General features: G+C 65.3%; 20 protein-coding genes. 7 read left to right on the forward strand and 13 right to left on the reverse strand.

Annotated features, from left to right (window positions below; genetic code table 11):
* Positions 1 to 9: 9 nt before the first annotated feature.
* Positions 10 to 627 carry a transglutaminase-like cysteine peptidase gene (locus ACT6VE_RS18740; RefSeq protein ID WP_444800036.1) on the forward strand — a complete coding sequence of 206 codons (618 nt, stop codon included), beginning with the start codon at positions 10 to 12 and terminating at the stop codon, positions 625 to 627.
* Between the two features lie 242 nt (positions 628 to 869).
* Here the strand turns inward: ACT6VE_RS18740 and ACT6VE_RS18745 are convergent, their stop codons facing one another.
* A complete protein-coding gene (locus ACT6VE_RS18745; protein WP_444800037.1) occupies positions 870 to 1,868 on the reverse strand; it encodes an aldo/keto reductase in 999 nt (332 codons plus the stop codon).
* 136 nt (positions 1,869 to 2,004) lie between these two features.
* Here ACT6VE_RS18745 and ACT6VE_RS18750 point away from each other — a divergent pair, with 136 nt between their 5' ends.
* Positions 2,005 to 2,895: a LysR substrate-binding domain-containing protein gene (locus ACT6VE_RS18750; protein WP_444800038.1), complete on the forward strand. Its 891-nt coding sequence runs from the start codon at positions 2,005 to 2,007 to the stop codon at positions 2,893 to 2,895.
* Positions 2,896 to 3,140: 245 nt separating this feature from the next.
* Here the strand turns inward: ACT6VE_RS18750 and ACT6VE_RS18755 are convergent, their stop codons facing one another.
* Positions 3,141 to 3,584 (reverse strand): GNAT family N-acetyltransferase, encoded by a 444-nt coding sequence (locus tag ACT6VE_RS18755; RefSeq protein WP_444800039.1) that lies wholly within the window; start codon positions 3,582 to 3,584, stop codon positions 3,141 to 3,143.
* Positions 3,581 to 4,537, reverse strand: coding sequence for an aldo/keto reductase (locus ACT6VE_RS18760; protein WP_444800040.1), 957 nt, complete (start codon positions 4,535 to 4,537; stop codon positions 3,581 to 3,583). Before ACT6VE_RS18760 ends, ACT6VE_RS18755 begins: the two co-directional genes overlap by 4 nt.
* 160 nt (positions 4,538 to 4,697) lie before the next feature.
* Here ACT6VE_RS18760 and ACT6VE_RS18765 point away from each other — a divergent pair, with 160 nt between their 5' ends.
* Complete coding sequence (locus tag ACT6VE_RS18765) at positions 4,698 to 5,684, forward strand: Gfo/Idh/MocA family protein (RefSeq protein ID WP_069060333.1); 987 nt, start codon at positions 4,698 to 4,700, stop codon at positions 5,682 to 5,684.
* Positions 5,685 to 5,899: 215 nt separating this feature from the next.
* Here ACT6VE_RS18765 and ACT6VE_RS18770 read toward each other — a convergent pair whose 3' ends face one another.
* Together ACT6VE_RS18770 and ACT6VE_RS18775 are read right to left on the reverse strand one after the other, a co-directional pair.
* Positions 5,900 to 6,427: a GNAT family N-acetyltransferase gene (locus tag ACT6VE_RS18770; protein WP_444800041.1), complete on the reverse strand. Its 528-nt coding sequence runs from the start codon at positions 6,425 to 6,427 to the stop codon at positions 5,900 to 5,902.
* 14 nt (positions 6,428 to 6,441) lie between these two features.
* Positions 6,442 to 7,020 carry a helix-turn-helix domain-containing protein gene (locus ACT6VE_RS18775; RefSeq protein ID WP_444800042.1) on the reverse strand — a complete coding sequence of 193 codons (579 nt, stop codon included), beginning with the start codon at positions 7,018 to 7,020 and terminating at the stop codon, positions 6,442 to 6,444.
* 143 nt (positions 7,021 to 7,163) lie between these two features.
* On the opposite strand from ACT6VE_RS18775, the gene ACT6VE_RS18780 reads away from it, so the two are divergent.
* On the forward strand, positions 7,164 to 8,414 hold the full coding sequence (locus tag ACT6VE_RS18780) for an MFS transporter (RefSeq protein WP_444800043.1): 1,251 nt from the start codon (positions 7,164 to 7,166) through the stop codon (positions 8,412 to 8,414).
* Between the two features lie 61 nt (positions 8,415 to 8,475).
* Complete coding sequence (gene lepA, locus ACT6VE_RS18785; protein WP_257949426.1) at positions 8,476 to 10,308, forward strand: translation elongation factor 4; 1,833 nt, start codon at positions 8,476 to 8,478, stop codon at positions 10,306 to 10,308.
* Positions 10,309 to 10,454: 146 nt separating this feature from the next.
* Here the strand turns inward: lepA and ACT6VE_RS18790 are convergent, their stop codons facing one another.
* From ACT6VE_RS18790 to ACT6VE_RS18810, 5 genes are all read right to left on the reverse strand, one after another.
* A complete protein-coding gene (locus ACT6VE_RS18790) occupies positions 10,455 to 10,682 on the reverse strand; it encodes a flagellar basal body rod protein (protein ID WP_444800044.1) in 228 nt (75 codons plus the stop codon).
* A gap of 115 nt (positions 10,683 to 10,797) precedes the next feature.
* Positions 10,798 to 11,544, reverse strand: a complete 747-nt coding sequence (locus ACT6VE_RS18795) for a F0F1 ATP synthase subunit A (protein WP_069060340.1) — start codon at positions 11,542 to 11,544, stop codon at positions 10,798 to 10,800.
* A 291-nt stretch (positions 11,545 to 11,835) separates the two neighbouring features.
* Positions 11,836 to 12,447 carry a class I SAM-dependent methyltransferase gene (locus ACT6VE_RS18800; RefSeq protein WP_444800045.1) on the reverse strand — a complete coding sequence of 204 codons (612 nt, stop codon included), beginning with the start codon at positions 12,445 to 12,447 and terminating at the stop codon, positions 11,836 to 11,838.
* Between the two features lie 11 nt (positions 12,448 to 12,458).
* Positions 12,459 to 13,274: a bestrophin-like domain gene (locus ACT6VE_RS18805; protein WP_444800046.1), complete on the reverse strand. Its 816-nt coding sequence runs from the start codon at positions 13,272 to 13,274 to the stop codon at positions 12,459 to 12,461.
* Positions 13,275 to 13,906: 632 nt separating this feature from the next.
* Complete coding sequence (locus ACT6VE_RS18810; protein WP_444800047.1) at positions 13,907 to 14,629, reverse strand: pyridoxamine 5'-phosphate oxidase family protein; 723 nt, start codon at positions 14,627 to 14,629, stop codon at positions 13,907 to 13,909.
* 69 nt (positions 14,630 to 14,698) lie between these two features.
* Here ACT6VE_RS18810 and pdxR point away from each other — a divergent pair, with 69 nt between their 5' ends.
* On the forward strand, positions 14,699 to 16,099 hold the full coding sequence (pdxR, locus tag ACT6VE_RS18815; RefSeq protein ID WP_444800048.1) for a MocR-like pyridoxine biosynthesis transcription factor PdxR: 1,401 nt from the start codon (positions 14,699 to 14,701) through the stop codon (positions 16,097 to 16,099).
* On the opposite strand, the gene ACT6VE_RS18820 is transcribed toward pdxR, so the two are convergent.
* The 3 genes from ACT6VE_RS18820 to ACT6VE_RS18830 form a co-directional block, all read right to left on the reverse strand.
* Complete coding sequence (locus ACT6VE_RS18820) at positions 16,096 to 16,860, reverse strand: type 1 glutamine amidotransferase (protein ID WP_444800049.1); 765 nt, start codon at positions 16,858 to 16,860, stop codon at positions 16,096 to 16,098. The genes pdxR and ACT6VE_RS18820 overlap by 4 nt on opposite strands.
* A 372-nt stretch (positions 16,861 to 17,232) precedes the next feature.
* Positions 17,233 to 17,661: an RbsD/FucU family protein gene (locus ACT6VE_RS18825; protein WP_444800050.1), complete on the reverse strand. Its 429-nt coding sequence runs from the start codon at positions 17,659 to 17,661 to the stop codon at positions 17,233 to 17,235.
* Positions 17,662 to 18,891 (reverse strand): ROK family transcriptional regulator, encoded by a 1,230-nt coding sequence (locus ACT6VE_RS18830; RefSeq protein ID WP_444800051.1) that lies wholly within the window; start codon positions 18,889 to 18,891, stop codon positions 17,662 to 17,664. It lies immediately after the preceding gene.
* 291 nt (positions 18,892 to 19,182) lie between these two features.
* On the opposite strand from ACT6VE_RS18830, the gene ACT6VE_RS18835 reads away from it, so the two are divergent.
* Complete coding sequence (locus ACT6VE_RS18835; RefSeq protein WP_444800052.1) at positions 19,183 to 20,208, forward strand: sugar ABC transporter substrate-binding protein; 1,026 nt, start codon at positions 19,183 to 19,185, stop codon at positions 20,206 to 20,208.
* Positions 20,209 to 20,245: the final 37 nt, after the last annotated feature.

Below are 20,245 nucleotides of genomic sequence, written 5' to 3' on the forward strand. Positions count from 1 at the left end.
GGACGTTTCATGGCACGAATGATTGGTGCGAAGGCTGGGGCTGCGGCGTTTTTTGCGCTCCTCGTTTCTTCTTCCTCGGCTTTCACGGCTCCGGCATCTTCGCTTTCCATGAAGACCGGCGGCGTGACCTCCCAACCGATCGGCCACTACGAGTTCTGTCAGACCTACAAGTCCGAATGCCGCGCCGGCGTGCGCAACCAGGCACCGGCCAAGGTAACGAAGGTCGGCTGGTCGGCCATTCGCCAGATCAATGCCAGCGTCAATCGCGACATCACCCCGATGACCGACAAGGAACTGCACGGCAAGGACGAATACTGGTCCTATCCGGACGGCGCCGGCGACTGCGAGGATTTCGTTCTCCTGAAGCGCAAGAAGCTGATGCAGAAGGGTTTTGCCCCCGGCGACCTCTTGATCACCGTCGTGCGCAAGCCGGACGGCGAAGGCCACGCCGTGCTGACGGTGCGCACCACCGAGGGTGATTTCATCCTCGACAACCTCAACAACGAAGTAAAACCCTGGACGACGACGCCCTACCGCTACCTGAAGCGCCAGGCCTCGTTCCACGCCGGCCGCTGGGTCTCGATCGAAAACGGCGACGCCGTCATGGTATCGTCGGTCGGCCAGTAAGCAGGCCACCCGAAAGATTTGAAAAGGCCGCGGATCGCTCTGCGGCCTTTTTGCTTGGCGGAGTGCGATGCATCACCTCCACCTCTCTCCTGCGGCAACGCCCGAATGCGCACCACCTCTCCTCCGTCATCCTCGGGCTTGACCCGAGGATCCATGCCGCGGGCGAGGCGTGGATGGTCAGGTCAGGCCCGACCATGACGATGGAGAGGATCGGGGCGCGCGGAAAGCCGAGCCGGTGTCTCCTACCGATTGGCCATCGAGGCCATGCGCTGCGAATAGCGCCCGCCGGACACCTTCGCCGGCGACAGCATGTCGCCGAGGCGGACCGCCTCGTCAGCGGTCAGCACCACATCGGCGGCGGCGACGTTCTGCTCGAGGTGCGGCACCTTGCTGGCGCCGGGGATCGGCACGATGAAGTCGCCCTGTGCCAGCACCCAGGCAAGCGCCAGCTGTGCCGGGGCCACGCCCTTCTCCGTCGCCATCTCTTCAAGGGCTGCCACAAGCGCCAGGTTGGCATCGAAATTCTCCGCCTCGAAGCGCGGCAGCGAACGGCGGAAATCATCGGCGGACAGGCCGTCGAGCTTCTTCAGCGCGCCGGTCAGAACACCGCGGCCGAGCGGGCTGAAGGGCACGAAGCCGATGCCGAGATCCCGGCAGGTTTCCAGCACGCCGTTTTCCTCCGGATCGCGCGTCCACAGCGAGTATTCGCTCTGAAGGGCTGCGATCGGATGCACGGCATGTGCCCGGCGGATCGTCTCGGCGCCCGCTTCGGAAAGCCCGAGCGCCCTCACCTTGCCTTCGCGCACCAGCTCCGCCATGGCGCCCACCGTCTCCTCGATCGGCACGGCAGGATCGACGCGGTGCTGGTAGAACAGGTCGATGACCTCGATGCCGAGCCGCTTCAGCGAGGCCTCGGCGACGGCCTTGACGTTTTCCGGCCGGCTGTCGGTGCCGGTCATCATCTGCGCGGCCGGCTTGCTCGGATCGATGCTGAAGCCGAACTTGGTGGCGATCACCACCTTGTCGCGCACCGGCTTCAGCGCCTTGCCGACAAGGATTTCGTTCTTGTAGGGGCCGTAGACCTCGGCGGTGTCGAACAGCGTGACGCCGAGATCGACGGCACGGTGCAGCGTGTCGATGGCCGCCGTCTCATCCTGGGCAGGGCCGTAGGCATGGCTCATGCCCATGCAGCCGAGGCCGAGGGCGGAAACATCGAGGGGGCCGAGTTTTCTGTGTTTCATGGCAAAATCCTTTTCGTGGCACCGGGAAGCAGGCCGTTGGGCCGGCCGCCGTCATCCGGACAACACCAATCTAGGGTGCGGCGCTTCATCTGAAAATTGCTGCAAAGGCCAACGGCTTGTTCTATCTGTTGGAACAATGAACCGAACCCAGCTTTCCCAACTCGCCGTGCTCGCCATCGTCGCGGAAGCGCGCTCCTTCCGCAAGGCCGCGGCCGAACTCGCCATTGCGCCCTCCGCCGTCAGCCACGCGGTGTCGGCACTGGAGGCGAGCCTCGGCGTGCGCCTCATCGCCCGCACCACCCGCAGCGTGGCGCCGACCGAGGAAGGCCGCCTGCTGCTGGAGACGCTGGCGCCTGCGCTGGCCGATATCGGCGCCGTCATGGAGGGACTTGCCGACCGGCAAAGCCGCCCGGCCGGTCCGTTGCGCATCACCATGCCGCTGATCGCCGCCGAAGACATCGTCATGCCACGGCTCGCGGCCTTTCTCGCGGCCTATCCGGATATCGAACTGGATTTGCGCACCGACGACCGCTTCGAGGACATCGTCGAAAAGGGTTTCGATGCCGGCTTCCGCCTCGGCGAGCATCTGGAGGCGGATATGATCGCCGTCAGGGCGAGCGGCCCGTGGCGCGGCCTGATCGTCGGCGCACCCGCCTATTTCGAAACGCATCCGAAACCCGTGCAGCCGCGCGATCTCATGCAGCACCGCTGCATCCGCCGGCGCTTTTCGAGCGGCCGGCTCTATCGATGGGAGCTGGAAAAGGATGGACGGCTGGTGACGGTCGACGTCACGGGACCACTGATCGTCTCCGACCAGCGCCTGATGCGCGGCGCGGCGATGGATGGCGCTGGCCTCGCCTATGTCTTCGACCAGCGTGTCGACGAGGATATCCGCGCCGGCCGGCTCATCCCCGTGCTGGAGGACTGGTGCCCGGCCTTCGACGGCTTTTCTATCTACTACCCGTCCCGCCGGCAGATGCGCCCGGCACTCCGGGCTTTCGTCGATTTCTTCCGCTACAGAAGTTAGGTCGGGCCTATCGAGGCGAGGCGGTGCCACCAGCCCCTTCTCCCCCGCGGGGAGAAGGTCGCGGCAGCGGGATGAGGGGGCGGAGCAAACGGCAGGCGGCGTGCAGGCCCCCTCATCCGACCCTTCGGGCCACCTTCTCCCCGCGGGGGAGAAGGGAAAAGCGGCAACGTTGTGCCACAAGCGATTGCCCGCCTTGAACAAGGGGCAAGACGCGCCCTCTCAATCCATGGCGATGGCCTTGAAGGTCAGGTCCGCAGCCGATAGCGGATGTGCCCGTCCGACTTGACATAGCTGTCGTAGAGCTTGCGGGCGCGGGCATTGTCCTCGTTGGTGTGCCAGTAGATGCCGCGCCAGCCGTTGCGCTTGGAGATCACGACAAGGTCATCCACCAGCGCCCGCCCGACGCCCTTGCCGCGCGTCGTCTCGTCGACATAAAGGTCCTCGAGATAACCTTCCGGCGCGATGTCCCAGGTGGAATCGTGATAGTGATGGATGGCGAAACCGAGCATTTCGCCGTCCTCCACGGCGACACGCATCGAGACCCGGGAACCCGCGTCGAGAATGCGTGCCCAGGTGAAGGCCGTCACCTCCTCCGGCACCTCGGTCTTGTAGAAGGTGAGATAGCCGGCCCAGAGTTTCCTCCAGGCCGCTTCGTCGCTTTCAATGGGATCGCGGATGGTCAGCGTCATGATGCGGCTCCTGCCGTGTCGAGTGCCGAAACCTGTTCGGCGGAGAGGGAAAGCGAGGCCGCCTTCGTCAGGCTGGCTAGCTGGGCAAGGCTGGTGGCGCTGGCGATCGGCGCTGTCACCGCCGGCTTTGCCATCAGCCAGGCCAGCGCGACTTCCGCCGGCTTTGCGCCGGTTTTTGCCGCGACCTCATCGAGAACTGCCAGAATGCGCAGGCCCTTGTCGTCCAAATAGTGCGCCACGTCCTCGCCGCGCGCCCTGCCCTCGGTATCGGCCTTCGTGCGATATTTTCCGGTCAGGAAGCCGGAGGCCAGGCTGTAATAGGTGATAACGCCGATCTCCTCTCTCTGGCAGAGGCCTGCCAGTGCGCCCTCGAAGCCTGCGCGGTCGTAGAGATTGTATTCCGGCTGAAGCGCGCCGTAGCGCGGCAGGCCTGCGGTGTCGGCCGCCTCGAACGAGGCCTGCAACTGGCCGGCATCGAGGTTCGAGGCGCCGAAGGCCCGCACCTTGCCCGCTTTCACGAGGCTGGCATGGGCCTCCAGCGTTTCCTCATAGGGCGTTTCCGGGTCCGGCCAATGCGAGAGGTAGAGGTCGATATGATCGGTCTGCAGCCGCTTCAGAGATTTCTCCACGGCCTCGATGATCCACGACCTGCGCAGGTCCCGCCGGCCCTGCCCCATGTCGGAGCCGACCTTGGTGATGACGACGACCTTGTCGCGGGAAAGACCGGAGCGCTTCAGCCACTTGCCGATGATCGTCTCCGATTCACCGCCTTCATTGCCCGGCACCCAGCGGGAATAGACATCCGCCGTGTCGATGGCATTGAAGCCGGCGCCGGTGAAGGCATCCAGCAGGTCGAAGGAGGTCTTTTCGTCGGCCGTCCAGCCGAAGACATTGCCGCCGAAGACGAGGGGCGCGATCGAAAGGCCGGTCTTGCCGAGGGTGCGATGCTGCATGGAGGTCCTCCAAAGGGTTCGTGCTGAAAAGTGTCGAAGGGAACATAGGACGGTGCGGCGCCTATTGCACGCTGCACCGCTGCGATTTTTTGAACGCCTCGCGGCTTGCGAGGAACGTACCTCGCGACTAGTCTCTCGCCGCAATCAGGGAGAGATCATCATGCTGCGTTTCGGAATCCTGTCGACCGCCAAGATCGGCCGCGAACTTGTCGTGCCCGCCATCCAGGATGCGGAAAACTGCGTCATCACCGCCATTGCCAGCCGCGACCTTGCGAAGGCCCGCGCCATGGCCGACCGGTTTTCCGTGCCGCACGCCTTCGGCTCCTATGAGGAAATGCTCGCATCCGACACGATCGACGCCGTCTACATTCCGCTACCGACCGCGCAGCATGTCGAATGGTCGATCAAGGCGGCGGATGCCGGCAAACATGTGCTGTGCGAGAAGCCGATTGCGCTGAATGCCGGCGAGATCGCAGCGCTGATCGAAGCACGCGACCGCAACAAGGTGCTGATTTCCGAAGCCTACATGGTCACCTACAGCCCCGTCTGGCGCAAGGTCCGCTCGCTTCTGGCGGAAGGCGCGATCGGCAAGCTGCGCCACGTCCAGGGCGCTTTCACCTATTACAACCGCGATCCCGGCAACATGCGCAACGTGCCGGCTCTCGGCGGCGGCGGCCTGCCGGATATCGGCGTCTACCCGACGATCACCACGCGCTTCACCACCGGCAAGGAAGCGCTCCGCGTCCAGGCCACCACCGACCGTGACCCGGAATTCGGCACCGACATCTATTCCAGCGTGCGTGCCGATTTCGGCGATTTCGAACTGTCCTTCTACGTCTCCACCCAGCTCGCCCAGCGCCAGGTCATGGTCTTCCACGGCGACAAGGGCTTCATCGAGGTGAAATCGCCGTTCAACGCCGATCGTTACGGCGCGGAAGAACTCGAACTCACCAACCAGAGCCATACCGAAAGCCAGCTCTTCCGCTTCCAGGACGCCCGCCAGTACAAGCGCGAAGCCGAAGCTTTTACGCGGGCAGCACTCGGGGAAAACGAGGAGATCGTGACGCTCGAAAGCTCGGTCAACAACCAGAAGCTCATCGACGCCATCTACCGCGCCAGCGAGAAGGATGGCTGGGAAGCGGTGTAACCGCTCCTCTCCAGAGAGGGAGCGTGCAGGGTGGATCCTCGGTCCAAGCCCGAGGATGACGACAGAAGGAATGTTCGTCGGCCAAATTGCCGGCACCACATGCCGCACCATCGCTCCGCACCGTCGGCGAGCGGCAAAACTTCTCCTCCCCCGTCATCCTCGGGTTCGACCCGAGGATCCACGCGGCACGGCATGCGTCCTGATGACCGGGCGGCCTACGCCCCGTCGCCGATGCGCTTGTAGAAGAACGTCGTCGCGCAATAGCGCCCGTCCGGATAGAGCGCGTAGTCCGGAATGACGCCGGCGCGTTGCCAGCCGAGCCGTTCGTAGACGGCCTCGGCGGGGCTGCCGGTGGCGGTGTCGAGCACCAGCACGGTCTTGCCGCGCCTGACAGCTTCTGCTTCCGCCGCCGCCATCAGCGCGCGGGCGAGGCCGCGGCCGCGCTCGCTTTCCATGACCAGCAGCTTCTTGACGTCCGCCCGGTGCGGCTGGTTCGGCATCTGGCGAATGCCGACCTGCACCGTGCCGACGATGCGACCCTCCCGTTCGACGGCGAAGAGCAGCGTCGCATCCTCGCCGACCGCCGTTGCGACCCCTTCCCAAAAGGGCAGCGCATCATCAGGTCCATAGGGCGCCATGAAGCCGACGGAGGCGCCGCCGGTCACGCAATCGGCCAGCACGTCGGCAAGTTCACCCAGCCGGGCGCGGGTTTCGGCAGGGTCGAGCAGTCTGATATCGCTCATCGCTTCCTCAAGGGTCAGGTGCGGCCGCGGTCCAGCACCACGGCATAGTGGGCCGGTTCACTGCCGGGGTTTTCGAAAATATGGCCCTCGGTGATGCTCATGTAGAGACAATCGCCGGGGCGAAGGTCGTGCACGACGTCCTTGATCGTCATGCGCAGTTCGCCGGAAAACAGCCAGACATGCTGCGTCATGCCCGCCTTCGCCGTTTCCGGCGGATAGGCCATGCGCGCACCAGCCGGGAACTCCACCTCGATCACTTCAACACGCGAAACCGTGTTCGGCGCCGAGATGGCGCGGCGCTGGTAGCCGGTTTCCGGATCGCGCCAGACCGTCTGCTTTTCCCGTCGCGACAGCGGATCGCCGTCCTCCTGCGAAAAGGCGAAGAAGGCCGACAGCGTCAGGTCGAGGGCCGCGCAGAGCCGCGACAAAAGCTGCGCCGTCGGGCTCGCCTCACCGCGCTCGATGCGCGAGATCATCGCCCGGCTGACGCCGGACGCGCTTGCGAGATCGTCGAGCGTCTGGTTCCTCGCAGTGCGCAGCAGCCGCACGCGCTCGCCAATCGCGCTTTCCAGGGGATCCGTTTCGCTTTCCATTATTATGGAATAATTGCCTCTTATAGTGGAGTCAACGGACATCAACCCATCTGAAAATAATTCTCCGCCATGCCGCTCCAGCGACAATGCGACATCGATCACCCGGATATGGTGACGCCGCTAGAATCAGGGAGGGCGGACAGATGACAGGTGAGACGCAGCGGGAATCCTCGCTCTTTTCCATCACCGCCATCGTCGTCTCGATGACCTTCGTGGCCATCGGCAACGGCATCATGCTCGCCTATGTGCCCTATGTGCTGTCACGTGCCGATGCGCCCTCGTGGACGCCGGGTGCGGCGGTCACGGCCATCGCCTTCGGCGGCCTGCTCGGCTGCATTCTCGCCGGGCCGGTCATCCGCCGCGTCGGCCATGCGCGCGCCTTCTCGTGCTCCATGGCGCTGGTCCTCATCGCCGCCTTCCTCGTGGCGCTCGGCGTCAATCCGCTTGTCTGGATTTTGGCGCGCGGCATTTATGGCGCGGCGGGCAATTCCAATTTCATCATCGCGCAGAGCTGGCTGAACCACGCGGCCGACAACCGCTGGCGCGGCAAGGCCATGTCGTTCTTCTACATGGCCTATGTGCTGGGGCTGGGCGTCGGCGCCTGGCTGTTCGGGCAGATGCCGGCCGACGGCAATCTCGCTCCCCTCGTCACCATCTTCGTCACCACCATCGCCCTTTTGCCGATCGGCCTCACCCGGCTGCCGACGCCGCCGGCGCCCGCCCGCGTCAGCGTCGATTTCGCCATGGCCTGGCGCAATTCCCCCGTCGCCCTCATCGGCGTGCTCGCCGCCGGCGGCCTCTCCATGGTCGTGCAGGGCTTTACGCCGATCTACGCCGCCACCAACAATGTCAGCCAGACCGATGTGGCGCTGCTGATGTTCGTCATGCAGTTCGGCCTGCTCTTCGTGCAATATCCGCTCGGCACCCTGTCCGACCGTATCGACCGGCGCATCGTGCTGATCTTCACTTGCCTGCTGATTTCAGGCACAGCGGTCGCCGCCCTCTTCGTCTCATTCCAGGCCTTCGCCATCCTCATTCTGGTCTTCGCACTCTGGGCGGGGGCGGTTGAGAGCGTCTATTCAATCGCCAATGCACATGCCAACGACCGCACGGATCCGGAGGATTTCGTGCCGCTCGCCTCGACGCTGCTCGTCGCCTGGTCGGCTTCGGCGACGCTCGTTCCGCTGGCGGTCACGGCGCTTACCCCCATCTACGGCCCCAAGACGTTCATCTATGCCGCGATGGCTGTCGCGGTCCTCTACGCCGCCTTCGTCACCCATCGCCTGCGCCGTCGCGAGACCGTGCCGGTAGAGGCGCGGGAGAGTTTTGAGATCCGCAGCGCCCAGGTGCCGAATGCCGGCGCGCTCGTCGAAGGCCAGAATGCCTTGGAATAGCGGCGCTTCCGGCGCAGAAACGGTTCATTTACCGCTTTGCGCGAGTCGTGCTCACTGATATATGGCGCGCATGAGCACCAATAATTCGACGCCCCTCGACCATATCCGCAATTTCTCGATCGTGGCCCATATCGACCACGGCAAGTCGACGCTCGCCGACCGGCTGATCCAGTCGACCGGCGGCCTTGCCGCGCGCGAAATGTCGGAACAGGTCCTCGATAACATGGATATCGAGAAGGAGCGCGGCATCACCATCAAGGCGCAGACCGTGCGCCTGCACTATGTCGCCAACAATGGCGAGACCTACGTCCTCAACCTCATCGACACGCCCGGCCACGTCGACTTCGCCTATGAGGTGTCGCGTTCGCTGTCGGCCTGCGAGGGCTCGCTGCTCGTGGTCGATGCGTCGCAGGGCGTCGAGGCGCAGACGCTCGCCAACGTCTACCAGGCGATCGACAACAACCACGAGATCGTCACCGTCCTCAACAAGATCGACCTGCCGGCGGCCGAGCCCGACCGCATCCGCGAGCAGATCGAGGAAGTCATCGGCATCGACGCCTCGCAGGCCGTGCTGATTTCGGCCAAGACCGGCCTTGGCATTCCCGACGTGCTGGAAGCCATCGTCCACCAGTTGCCCGCGCCGAAGAGCGAGGGCGGCGAGACCGCGCCGCTGAAGGCGCTGCTCGTCGATTCGTGGTACGACACCTATCTCGGCGTCATCGTGCTCGTGCGCATTCTCGATGGCGTGCTGAAAAAGGGCCAGACCATCCGCATGATGGGCACGGACGCGAAATACCAGGTGGAACGCGTCGGCGTCATCACGCCGAAGATGGTCACCGTCGAGGCGCTCGGCCCCGGCGAGATCGGCTTCATCACCGCCTCCATCAAGGAAGTGGCCGATACCCGCGTCGGCGATACGATCACCGAGGACAAGCGCCCGACCGCCAACATGCTGCCGGGCTTCAAGCCGGCGCAGCCGGTGGTGTTCTGCGGCCTGTTCCCGGTCGACGCCGCCGACTTCGAGGACCTGCGTGCCGCCATGGGCAAGCTGCGCCTCAACGACGCGTCCTTCTCCTTCGAAATGGAATCGTCCGCCGCGCTCGGCTTCGGTTTCCGCTGCGGCTTCCTCGGGCTGCTGCATCTCGAAATCGTCCAGGAACGCCTGGAGCGCGAATTCGACCTCGACCTGATCGCGACGGCGCCGTCGGTCGTCTACAAGCTGTTCATGAACGATGGTACGGAGCGCGAGCTGCACAACCCGGCCGACATGCCGGATGTCGTGAGGATCAAGGAAATCCACGAGCCGTGGATCCGCGCCACCATCCTGACGCCGGACGATTATCTCGGCGGCATCCTCAAGCTTTGCCAGGACCGCCGCGGCATCCAGGTGGAACTCACCTATGTCGGCACCCGCGCGATGCTGACCTACGACCTGCCGCTCAACGAAGTTGTCTTCGATTTCTACGACCGGCTGAAGTCGATTTCCAAGGGCTATGCCTCCTTCGACTACCAGATCACCAACCACCAGGAAGGCCATCTGGTAAAGATGTCGATCCTCGTCAACGGCGAGCCGGTCGATGCGCTCTCCATGATGGTGCACCGCATGGCCGCCGAAAAGCGCGGCCGTGACATGTGCGAGAAGCTCAAGGAGCTGATCCCGAAGCACATGTTCAAGATCCCGATCCAGGCCGCCATCGGCGGCAACGTGATCGCCCGCGAGACCATCTCGGCGCTGCGCAAGGACGTGACCGCCAAGTGCTACGGCGGCGACGCCACCCGCAAGCGCAAGCTGCTCGACAAGCAGAAGGCCGGCAAGAAGCGCATGCGCCAGTTCGGCAAGGTCGAAATTCCGCAGGAAGCGTTCATCGCAGCGCTCAAGATGGGCGACGAATAAGACGAAAAAGGGAGGCGCTGCCTCCCTTTTTTTCGCGGCGACGAAGTCGCCCCCTCCTTCGTCATGGTCGGGCTTGACCCGACCATCCATGCCCCGCGCTCTCACTTGGATCCTCGGGGCCAGCCCGAGGGTAACGGGGGCAAGGGTCAATCCCGCTTGATACTCGCCAGAACCTCCCAGAGGTCCGCACCGGTCTCGAACACGGCGGCGTTGGCGCGGAAGCCGGTTTCGGCGGAGACGAGGTCCAGCATGTCCATGGCCGGATCGCTCGTGGGTGAGGCCCCGCCGGCGATGCTGCGGGCGATTTTCTCGGCCCGCGCCGTCTCGCTCGCCATGCCCTGGAGGGCCGTGTTCAGGATGCCGGCTATCTGCATTGCGGTGGCCTCGTTGATCCCTTGACGTTCTACGCGACGGCACTTTCCATCGCGTGAACGGCAAAGCCGGCCGGATGCTCGATCCTGTGTTGATTCGGCACAGGATCGGGAAGCCTCAGTGCCCAGGATGCAGGGCGTCGTTCAGATACATGCAGGTCAGCATCGTGAAGACGTAGGCCTGGATGATCGCCATCAGCAGTTCCAGCGCCGTCAGCGCCACCGTCATGGCGAGCGGCAGCACCGCGCCCAGAAGGCCGAGCGTGCCGAGTTCGCCCATCGAGACGACGAAGCCGGCAAACACCTTGAGCGTGATGTGCCCTGCCAGCATGACGGCGAAGAGACGCACGGAATGGCTGACGGGGCGGGAGAGATAGGAGATCACCTCGATCGGCACGATGATCGGCGTCAGGATCAGCGGCACACCGTCCGGCACGAAGAGTTTCAGGAAACCGGCGCCATGCCGGAACAGACCGTAGAGCGTCACGGTCGCGAAGACCAGCATGGCGAGCGCGAAGGTGACGATGAGATGGCTCGTCACCGTGAAGGCATAGGGGAACATGCCGACGAGGTTTGCCACCAGAATGAACATGAAGAGCGAGAACACCAGCGGGAAGAAGCGCATGCCCTGTTCGCCGGCATTGGCCCTGAGCGTCGTCGCGACGAATTCGTAGACGATTTCCGCGCCCGATTGCCAACGGCCGGGCACTAGGCCGCGCCGGCCCGTTGCCAGAAGCAGGAAGGCGCTCGCGAGCACGACGGTCGCCACCATATAGGCGGAGGAATTGGTGAAACTGAGGTCCAGTCCGCCGATTTCGAACGGGACTAGCGGCTTGATCTCGAATTGCTCAATGGGTCCGGCCATCGGATATCCTCGGAAAGGCAAGGCGCACGACAAGGGCGCGCGCCGTGATCGCGACGCAGCGATGCAGGGCACGCGCGGGCCGCGCGGCAGATTTCAGAACGAACGGGAGTGAAGGGTTCATGGGTCGCGGCATTCTCTCTCGATTGCGAGATGAGGGGCCGTCCCCGGAACGAACAAGGCGCTGGTCGTCCAGCGCGAAGGCTGTTTAGCCGCTGCATCGGCCGATGGCAAGGACCATCGAAAGCAACCGCACCCGGCAATTCGGCGCAGGCCGGCCCGCCCAGCAGCAGATCACGCCGATGGCCGCTCGAACACCATCCAGGTCCAGCGGACACCGAGCGCCCGGTTCGCCGCCTGGTGCGATCCTGCCTCCCGGCACCGCAGCAAAGCGAGGCCGCAGCCGGCGGCGGCCGCAATCGTGTCGTCGTCGCAAATCGGGAACGCGGGCCGGCCGGCAGCCCCGGCACCGTGGCGCAGCGCAAGAACGAGGCGTCCGCCGGGCGCGAGCATTCCCGCCAGCACCGGCAAAGCAATGGCGCGTGCCGCATCGTCGATATGCTGCCACACGCCGTTCAGCGTCACGAGATCGAACGGTCCATGCTGTCGCGTTGCCGCCAGCTCCGGCAGGGTGTCGTTTAGCCAGGTGAGGCCCTTGTCGCCATGCCGCGCCATCCCGGCCTCGCGCAGCGCCCGGACCGGCTCGACCGCCAGAACCCGGTGCCCTTGGCCGGCAAACCACGCCGCATCCCGCCCCGTGCCGGTACCGATATCGGCGACGCGGCCGGGTGTCTGCGGCAGCAGGTCGAGCACGGGTGCGTAGAGCGCCGCCGGATCGAAGGCCTCGTAGCGCTCGATCAGCTCTGGCGTCGCGGCGGCGGCATAGCCGTCCAGAATGTCGTTCATGGTGCTGCCCGTCAGGACGGCGGAAGCATCTTGCCGACGTCGCCGCTCAGCAGGTGCTGGAACGGCCGCGGCGGCAGCTTTCCGGGATTGGCATAGGGATTGGAGAAGGCGAAGATGAAAAACAGGATGACGCCGGAATAGGCGCCGAAGAACGACAGCAGGACGAGATGCGTCTTGGTCGGCCGGTAGACGTAGAAGGCCGCCGAAATGATGATGAGGCCGATGATCGCCGGTCCCCAGAACAGGCCGGAGAAGCGGCCGGCCGAGGCCGCCTCGCGCAACTGGCGGAACCTTGCGATCGCCGCGGTCTTCTCCTTCATGTGGCCGCTCAGATAGCGCTCGCGCTCGGTGGCCGGTGCAAGATCCAGCACCCGCGTGTAAACGGCATTCCACTCCTCCCAGGCACGGGGCGACAGCCCCTCGCGATGGCCGAGCCGCTCCCACTCCTCGTCGACGACGATGACGACATAGCGCGCCAGCCCCTGCTGGATTGGCAGCGCAATCGCCCCGCCATAGCGGCCCGCATCGTTGAAGACGTCGGAGATCGCAATGGCCTCGTCGACCAGCGTCGCGCGCACGCCCTTGTAGTCGTCCAGTTCCTGCGCATAGACGAGCCCGAGGATAAGGCTGTGCAGCGTGGCCACGCGCACGGCGACGTTTCCCGCCACCTCCAGCGTTCTGTCGCCCTCCTGCCCCGGATGGATCAACCGGCGCGCCAGGAAATAGGACCCCAGCACCAGCACGACCGTCGCCACAACGACGGCGGAACCGGACAGCAGAGACGAGAGGACGTCGGCGAGATCTTCCATCGACGCACCATTCGTCACGACCCCTGAAGAATCAAGCCGGAGGCGCCCGCAATCGTTCTTGCGCGCGACGCAATTTTCCCCGCTGTCGCCAGCTGCGCCATACTCAGTGCATCCCGCTAGAGGATACGCTGCCAGGCGTGGCAGTCAGGCGGGGTCGGCGCTTGCGGTGCGGGAAGGACGTGAACCTTCACCGGAAGGGCCTGCGGAAAATGGTCTCCCTCCGGCGACACGGGGGAAACGGCAGGGCATCGGACCACCCCTGTCGTTTCACGCCCCGAACGGCGCGCCGGATGTGCCTGTGCGGCACGCAAGGAGGTTCGGTCTGGCGGATGCGTCGGCATCGTCCGCCGGAATGGCAGCAGTCCGGAAGGGGCAAACCCCTTTCCGCCTACAATGTCCTCAAGGTGAGGTCTTGTGCGGCGAAAAATCGGAACGGCCCATCCCGGAAACCGACGGCAGACATCCGCCGGCACCGGCCTTTGCAGAGGGACCGGAGCGCAGGCAAAAACCGCTGAACGGGGCGCTGAAAGGTGCCACATACACTCACTTTTACGAGGCAGCTTCCAGCGCCCCGTCCGATGCTCCTTGAAACCCCACGGGCGAAGATTCCGCCGCGTGGATGTCGGCATTGGGCGTGCGCGCTGTGCCGGTCAGCCGTCCTCGTAGATCCGCTGCCCGGTCTTCAGCGCCTCATCCAGCCGGCCGCCGTCGGGGAAGATCGACAGCGCCTCGGGCTTGTCGACGCCCGCCACCAGCCGGGGACAGGTCTGCGCTTGACCGAGCACCGTCGTCACGGGGATGACGCCGGCCCAGATGGGCAGCGCAAAATCCTCTTCGTCGTCGCCGACGCCCTTGGCGCGCACCTTGGCAGCCGCCTCGTCGATCGGCATGGCGATGATCGTCGTGGCCTTGGCCTCCTGAGTGGTGATGGGGCGGAGCAGCGCGCTTCGCTCGGGGTAGAAGCGGTCGACGACATCGCGCATCGCCTCGATCTTCTCCTCCGGGTCCTCGACGAGACGGGCGGTGCCGAAGCACATGGCGGAACGGTAATTGGCCGAATGGTTGAAGCCGGAGCGCGCCAGCACCAGCCCGTCGAGATGGGCAACGGTGAGGCAGGCGGGCGTGCCGGTCTTGAGGTGGCGCAGCATGCGGCTCGCCGACGAGCCGTGCCAGTAGAGCGTATCGCCCTTGCGCCAGAACAGCGTCGGCGTCGTATAGGGCTGGCCGTCGATGACATAGGCGACGTGACAGAGCATGGCCGCATCGAGAATGGCGTGCACGGCGGCGCGGTCGTAGCTGCCGCGTTCGTGCAGGCGCTTGACGCGGTTGCGCGGGGTGACGGGATAGGTGGCAGTCTCGGTCTCGGCGGTCATGCATCTTGCCTTTCAGGAATGATGCCGCCATGGTGCGCCATGCCATTGGATCGAAAAAGTACCAATCCTATGCAAAAAAATCAGGCCAATCTGCCGGACTGGTCGTCGCTCATTCCCGTCCTGCCGGCGACCGGAAAGCGCACACCCGCACTGTATCGCGAGCTGCGCCGGCTGATCGAGGCGGGTGCCATTCCGGCCGGCAGCAAGCTGCCGCCGTCGCGCGATCTGGCGCAGCGGCTGAAGACGGCGCGCAGCAGCGTCGTCGCCGCCTTCGAGACGCTGATCGCCGAAGGCTACGCCGTGGCGCGTACGGGCGCCGGCACCTTCGTCGCCGATCGGGTGCCGACGGTAAAGCCGGTGGTCGCCCTCGAAACAAAAAGCGCCGATCCGAAAATGCCGTTGCCCGGCACGCTCGGCGTCGCCATGGCCGATGCCCGCACGCTAAAAATCTTCCGCACGCTGCTGTCGCGCCATCTCACCCGCCCCGGCCCGGAGCACTTCTATTACGGCGATCCACGCGGCGGCGAGGCGCTGCGCCAGGCGGTCGCCGCCTATCTCCGGCAGGCGCGCGGCGTGCGCTGCGAGGCCCGCTCGATCGTCATCACCACCGGCACGCAGCAGGGCATCGACCTCGTCATCCGCGCAGCGCTTTCGCCGGGCGACCGGGTGATGATCGAGGACCCCTGCTACCCCAGCGCCCGGGCCGCCTTTTCCGGAAACGGGTTCGATCTCTCCGGCCTCGCCGTCGATGCGGAGGGCGCCGACATCGCGCTTGCAGCCCCCGGCGCCCGCGCGGTCTATGTCACGCCATCGCACCAGTTCCCGCTCGGCGTGACCATGAGCATGCGCCGCCGCCTTGCCCTCATCGACTGGGCACGCGAGACGGGCGGCTGGATCATCGAGGACGATTACGACAGCGAGTTCCGCTATGCCGGCCCGCCGCTCGCCGCCATGCAAGGCATGGATGACAGCGGCCGCGTGATCTATCTCGGCACTTTCTCCAAGGTGCTGTTTCCCGGCCTGCGCCTCGGCTACGCCGTCATCCCGGATCCGCTGCTCGACACCGTCATGACCCTGCGCAGTCGCACCGACCGCAGCCCGCCGACGCTGGCGGAAGCCGCCCTGACCGACCTCCTGCGCGAGGGCCATTTCGCCGCGCATCTTCGTCGCGCCCGGCGCCAGGCACAGGCGGCGCGCGATGCGCTGGTGGCAGGGCTTTCGGCGGCAGAAAATCTCTCGCTCGACGTGCCGGACCAGGGCCTGCACCTCGTCGCCGGCCTGCCCGCGTCACTCATCGATACGGATGCGGTGGAGATCGCGCGGCATGCCGGGCTCGGCGTGCGGGCGCTTTCGTCCATGGCCGTCACCAACCCGCCGAAGCAGGGCCTGGTCGTCGGCTTTTCCGGCTTTGCGCCCGCGGTCCTGCACGCCGCCGCGACACGATTTGCAGCGGCGCTGTCGGGATTTTAAGCGACGCGGCGGGCCTCGGCGGCGGTGATCGTCGCCACCCAGGCACGGGCGATCGCGAGGCCCGTGGCGTCGGCGCTCGGGCCGTTTTCGGCGGCAATGGCCGCCCGTTTCGCAAGCCAGCCGGGCTGCAGCGTCTCGATGAGGTCCGGGAAGGTCTCGGCCCAGCCATCCACCACCGCGCGGCTCGCCTCGAAATGGAACTGCGTGCCGTAGACGGCGCGGCCGATGCGAAACGCCTGGTTTTCGGCAGCGCCATTGCTGGCAAGCCGCACCGCCCCTTCCGGCAGCGTGAACGTGTCGCTGTGCCACTGGAAGATCGGGAACGAACCGCTGGCGGCGGAGAGCACCGGATCGCCGGCCCCGTCTGCCGTCAGCGCCACGGTGCACCAGCCGAATTCCGGCGCCGCGCCGATGCGGTTCTCCGCCCCATAGGCCCGGGCAAGCAGCTGGCTGCCGAGACACACGCCGAGCACCGATTTGCCGGCGTCGCCGAAACGGCGCATCAGGGCGGCGAGTGCCGGCAGATAGCCGTGCCGCTCGTCGTCGCGGGCATTCTGCGGGCCGCCCATGACGACGATGGCGTCGTGGCCGGTCTCGTCCGCGGGGATGGCGTCGCCGGCATGCGGCCGGCAGATGTCGATCTCGGCGCCTGCCTCCTCGAGCGCCACGCCGATCTGGCCCAGCAACGTCACCTTGTCGTTTTCCACCACCAACACCCGCATGCGATACTCCTGCTCATCGATATCGCGCGAGACAATCATGCCCTCGTGCTTCGTTCAAGGACTTCGAACAGAAAGAACCCGGCTCTTTCGAGCCGGGCGAGGCGGGGAGGATCAGCGAAGGGGAAAATCGGCGGCAGATGCGGATCTTCTTGATGAAGACATTGCCGTAGCGATCGCAGGGTTTTACCGGCTTGAGGAGCAATCGTGCTCGTAGCTGTAGCTGTAATAACCGGCCTGCGAGGGCGCTGCGAAGGACACGGCTGCAACGACGGCGACGGTGGCGGAAAGGATGAACTTGCGCATGGGGTGTCTCCTGATCTCTGGTTGGGGATGAGCCTCTCTCATCCAGTGACCGGACTGTCCCATATCGCCCCGCCCCGCGCTGTTCCGCATGGAACAGGACAAAAAACCCTACGGATAAATCACACCCTTGCGCAGGATGACATTGGCATAGAGCCGCGGCTCGCCGGTCTGCACCAGCGTGTGGGCGGCGCGGACGCGATTGTAGAAATCGGCGCCGACGAGGGGCACGACCGTGCGGGCCGGTTCGTGGCCGGCGCAGCAGGCGATGATGTCGTGGTGCACCGGCTCCAGCGTGTCGCGCTCCTGGCGGAAGGTCGAGCGGAAGATCGCGTCCTCGACGAAATCGTCGATCGGCATCACCGAGAGCACGGCGTTGAGCGCCGGGATCAGCGGCACGCCGTCGAGGCGGATCAGCCGGCGGGCATGTTCGACGCCCGGATAATTGCCGTCGACGATGGCGATCTCGTCGCCGTGGCCCATGGCGCGCAGCGTGGCGAGCAATTCCGGGCTCAGGATGGGGTCGATACCTTTCAGCATTCAGGCAAGCTCCTTGAAGAGGACATTGTGGTCGGGAAGATACCGCGAGAACAGCGGCAGGCTGGCGCCGCCGACCGAGCGGGCGTGGCTGCCGACGGCGCCTTCGACGATCTCGGGCATGGTGACGCCTTGCAGGTCGAGCCGGGCGACGGCGGCCTTCGTCGCCACCACGACCCGCTCCCGCACCCAGGCCGGAAAACCGCCATCGATGATGACGGCGGAAAAGTCGATGACCGAGGCGGAGGCGACGACCGCCTGGGCAAGCGCTGCCGCCATGTCGTCGATCCAGATTTCCAGCGGCGGGCCGAAGTCGATCCAGCCATCGGGCGAATACCACAACGGCTTCGGGTCGATGCCATGTTCGCGCAGAAGATTTTCGAGACGGTAGATCGAGGCGATCTTCAGAAGCTGCACCGTCTCGCCGTCGCGGCCCTGCACGGGCAGCGGGCCGATCGCGCCAGCCGTGCCGGTGCGGCCGGTGAACAGCGCGGAATTCAGCACCACGCCGCCACCGATGAAGGAGCCGATGAACAGATAGAGAAAGTCCGGATATTGCGGGCCGAGGCCGAAGACGAGTTCGGCGGCGCAGGCGCTGGTCGCATCGTTCTGCAGCGCGACCGGATAGGGCACGCACCTGGCGATCTCCGCTTCGAGATCGACGCCGCGCCACTGGTCCATGTCGGCCTGCGGCGCCCCCACCTCCCCCGCCCAGCTCCACAGTTCGAAGGGGGCTGCAACGCCGAAGCCGGCGATGCGGGCGCGCTCCTCCGGCGTGATCGCCGCTTCCAGTTCGGCAAGCCCCTCCTCGACGAAGGCAAGCAGCGGGCCGGGCATCGGATAGGCATAGGTACGGCGGACCTGCCGGCGGATGCCGCCGACGAAATCCATCATGACAAGGTCGGCGCTGCGGCGGCCGATCTTCAGGCCGAAGGAGTAGACCGCGTCGGGATTGAGCCGCATCGGCACGGAGGGCTGGCCGACCTTGCCGCGCATCGGCTCGCCGCGCATCAGCAGACCCTCGGCCTCCAGCACGCGCATGATGACGGTGACGGTCTGGGCGGAAAGGCCGCTGCGCCGGGCGATCTCGGCCTTCGACAAGCTGCCGTGCCGTCGCACCAGCGACATGACGAGCCGCTCGTTATAGGCGCGCACGCGCACCTGGTTGGCGCCCCCGCTGGGATCGAGGATTTCGGCCGGCGCGGCGGGTGCCGTCGCGGCATGTTTGCTCATCGTCTCCTCCCGTGCCGGTCACGACGCGGCGCGCCCTTTCCGGTCCTCTTATCGGCTGCGGTTCCGCTCTTCCATCGGAAACGATGCAGCCGGGGCTTTCACCCGTTCTTTCCACCAGCATGCCACATCGAATTAATAATTCAATTCGATTTATTTATTGACAGGCATTTCTTTTGGTGGTCTTTTCACCCCCGGAAACACGGAAGGCCGGCGGAGGAGCCCCTGGCCCGTGTGACCGGATGGCCCCGGACAAGGGGCGCGTCCCGTTTCGTCCTTGGGAGGATTGATTATATGAAGAAGACCATTGTTTCCGCCGCTCTCGGCGCGCTTGCGCTCGGCGTTGCCTTTTCCTCGCCGGCTGCTGCCGCCGATGTCAGCGCCTGCCTGATCACCAAAACCGACACCAACCCCTTCTTCGTCAAGATGAAGGAAGGCGCCGAAGCGAAGGCCAAGGAACTTGGCGTCACGCTGAAGTCCTATGCCGGCAAGGTCGACGGTGACCATGACAGCCAGGTTGCCGCCATCGAATCCTGCATTGCCGATGGCGCCAAGGGCATCCTGATCGCCGCTTCCGACACCAAGGCCATCGTCGACCAGGTCAAGAAGGCACAGGATGCCGGCCTGCTCGTCATCGCTCTCGACACCCCGCTTGATCCGGCCGGCTCTGCCGACGCAACCTTTGCGACGGACAATCTGCAAGCCGGCAAGCTGATCGGCGCCTGGGCCGCTGCGACACTCGGCGACAAGGCCAAGGATGCCAAGATCGGCTTCCTCGACCTCGTTCCGTCGCAGCCGACCGTCGACGTGCTGCGCGACCAGGGCTTCATGATCGGCTTCGGCATCGACCCGAAGGATCCGAACAAGATCGGCGATGAAGACGATCCGCGCATCGTCGGTCATGACGTGACCAACGGCAACGAAGAAGGCGGCCGCACCGCCATGGAAAACCTTCTCCAGAAGGATCCGGACATCAACGTCATCCACACGATCAACGAACCGGCCGCAGTTGGCGCGTATGAAGCGCTGAAGGCTGTCGGCAAGGAAAAGGACGTTCTGATCGTCTCCGTTGACGGCGGTTGCCCCGGCGTCAAGTCGGTCGCCGAAGGCGTCATCGGCGCAACGTCGCAGCAATATCCGCTGCTGATGGCATCGCTCGGCATCGAAGCCATTGCCCAGTACGCCAAGGACGGCACCAAGCCGAAGCCGACCGAAGGCAAGGACTTCTTCGACACGGGCGTCGCACTCGTCACCGACAAGCCGGCAACGGGCGTCGAATCGATCGACGTCAAGACCGGCACGGAAAAGTGCTGGGGTTGATGCCCTGAGGCTTTCAGAACAGAATGACTATGAAAGG

The organism is Shinella sp., from assembly GCF_052438155.1.
In the GTDB taxonomy this organism is placed as follows: domain Bacteria; phylum Pseudomonadota; class Alphaproteobacteria; order Rhizobiales; family Rhizobiaceae; genus Shinella.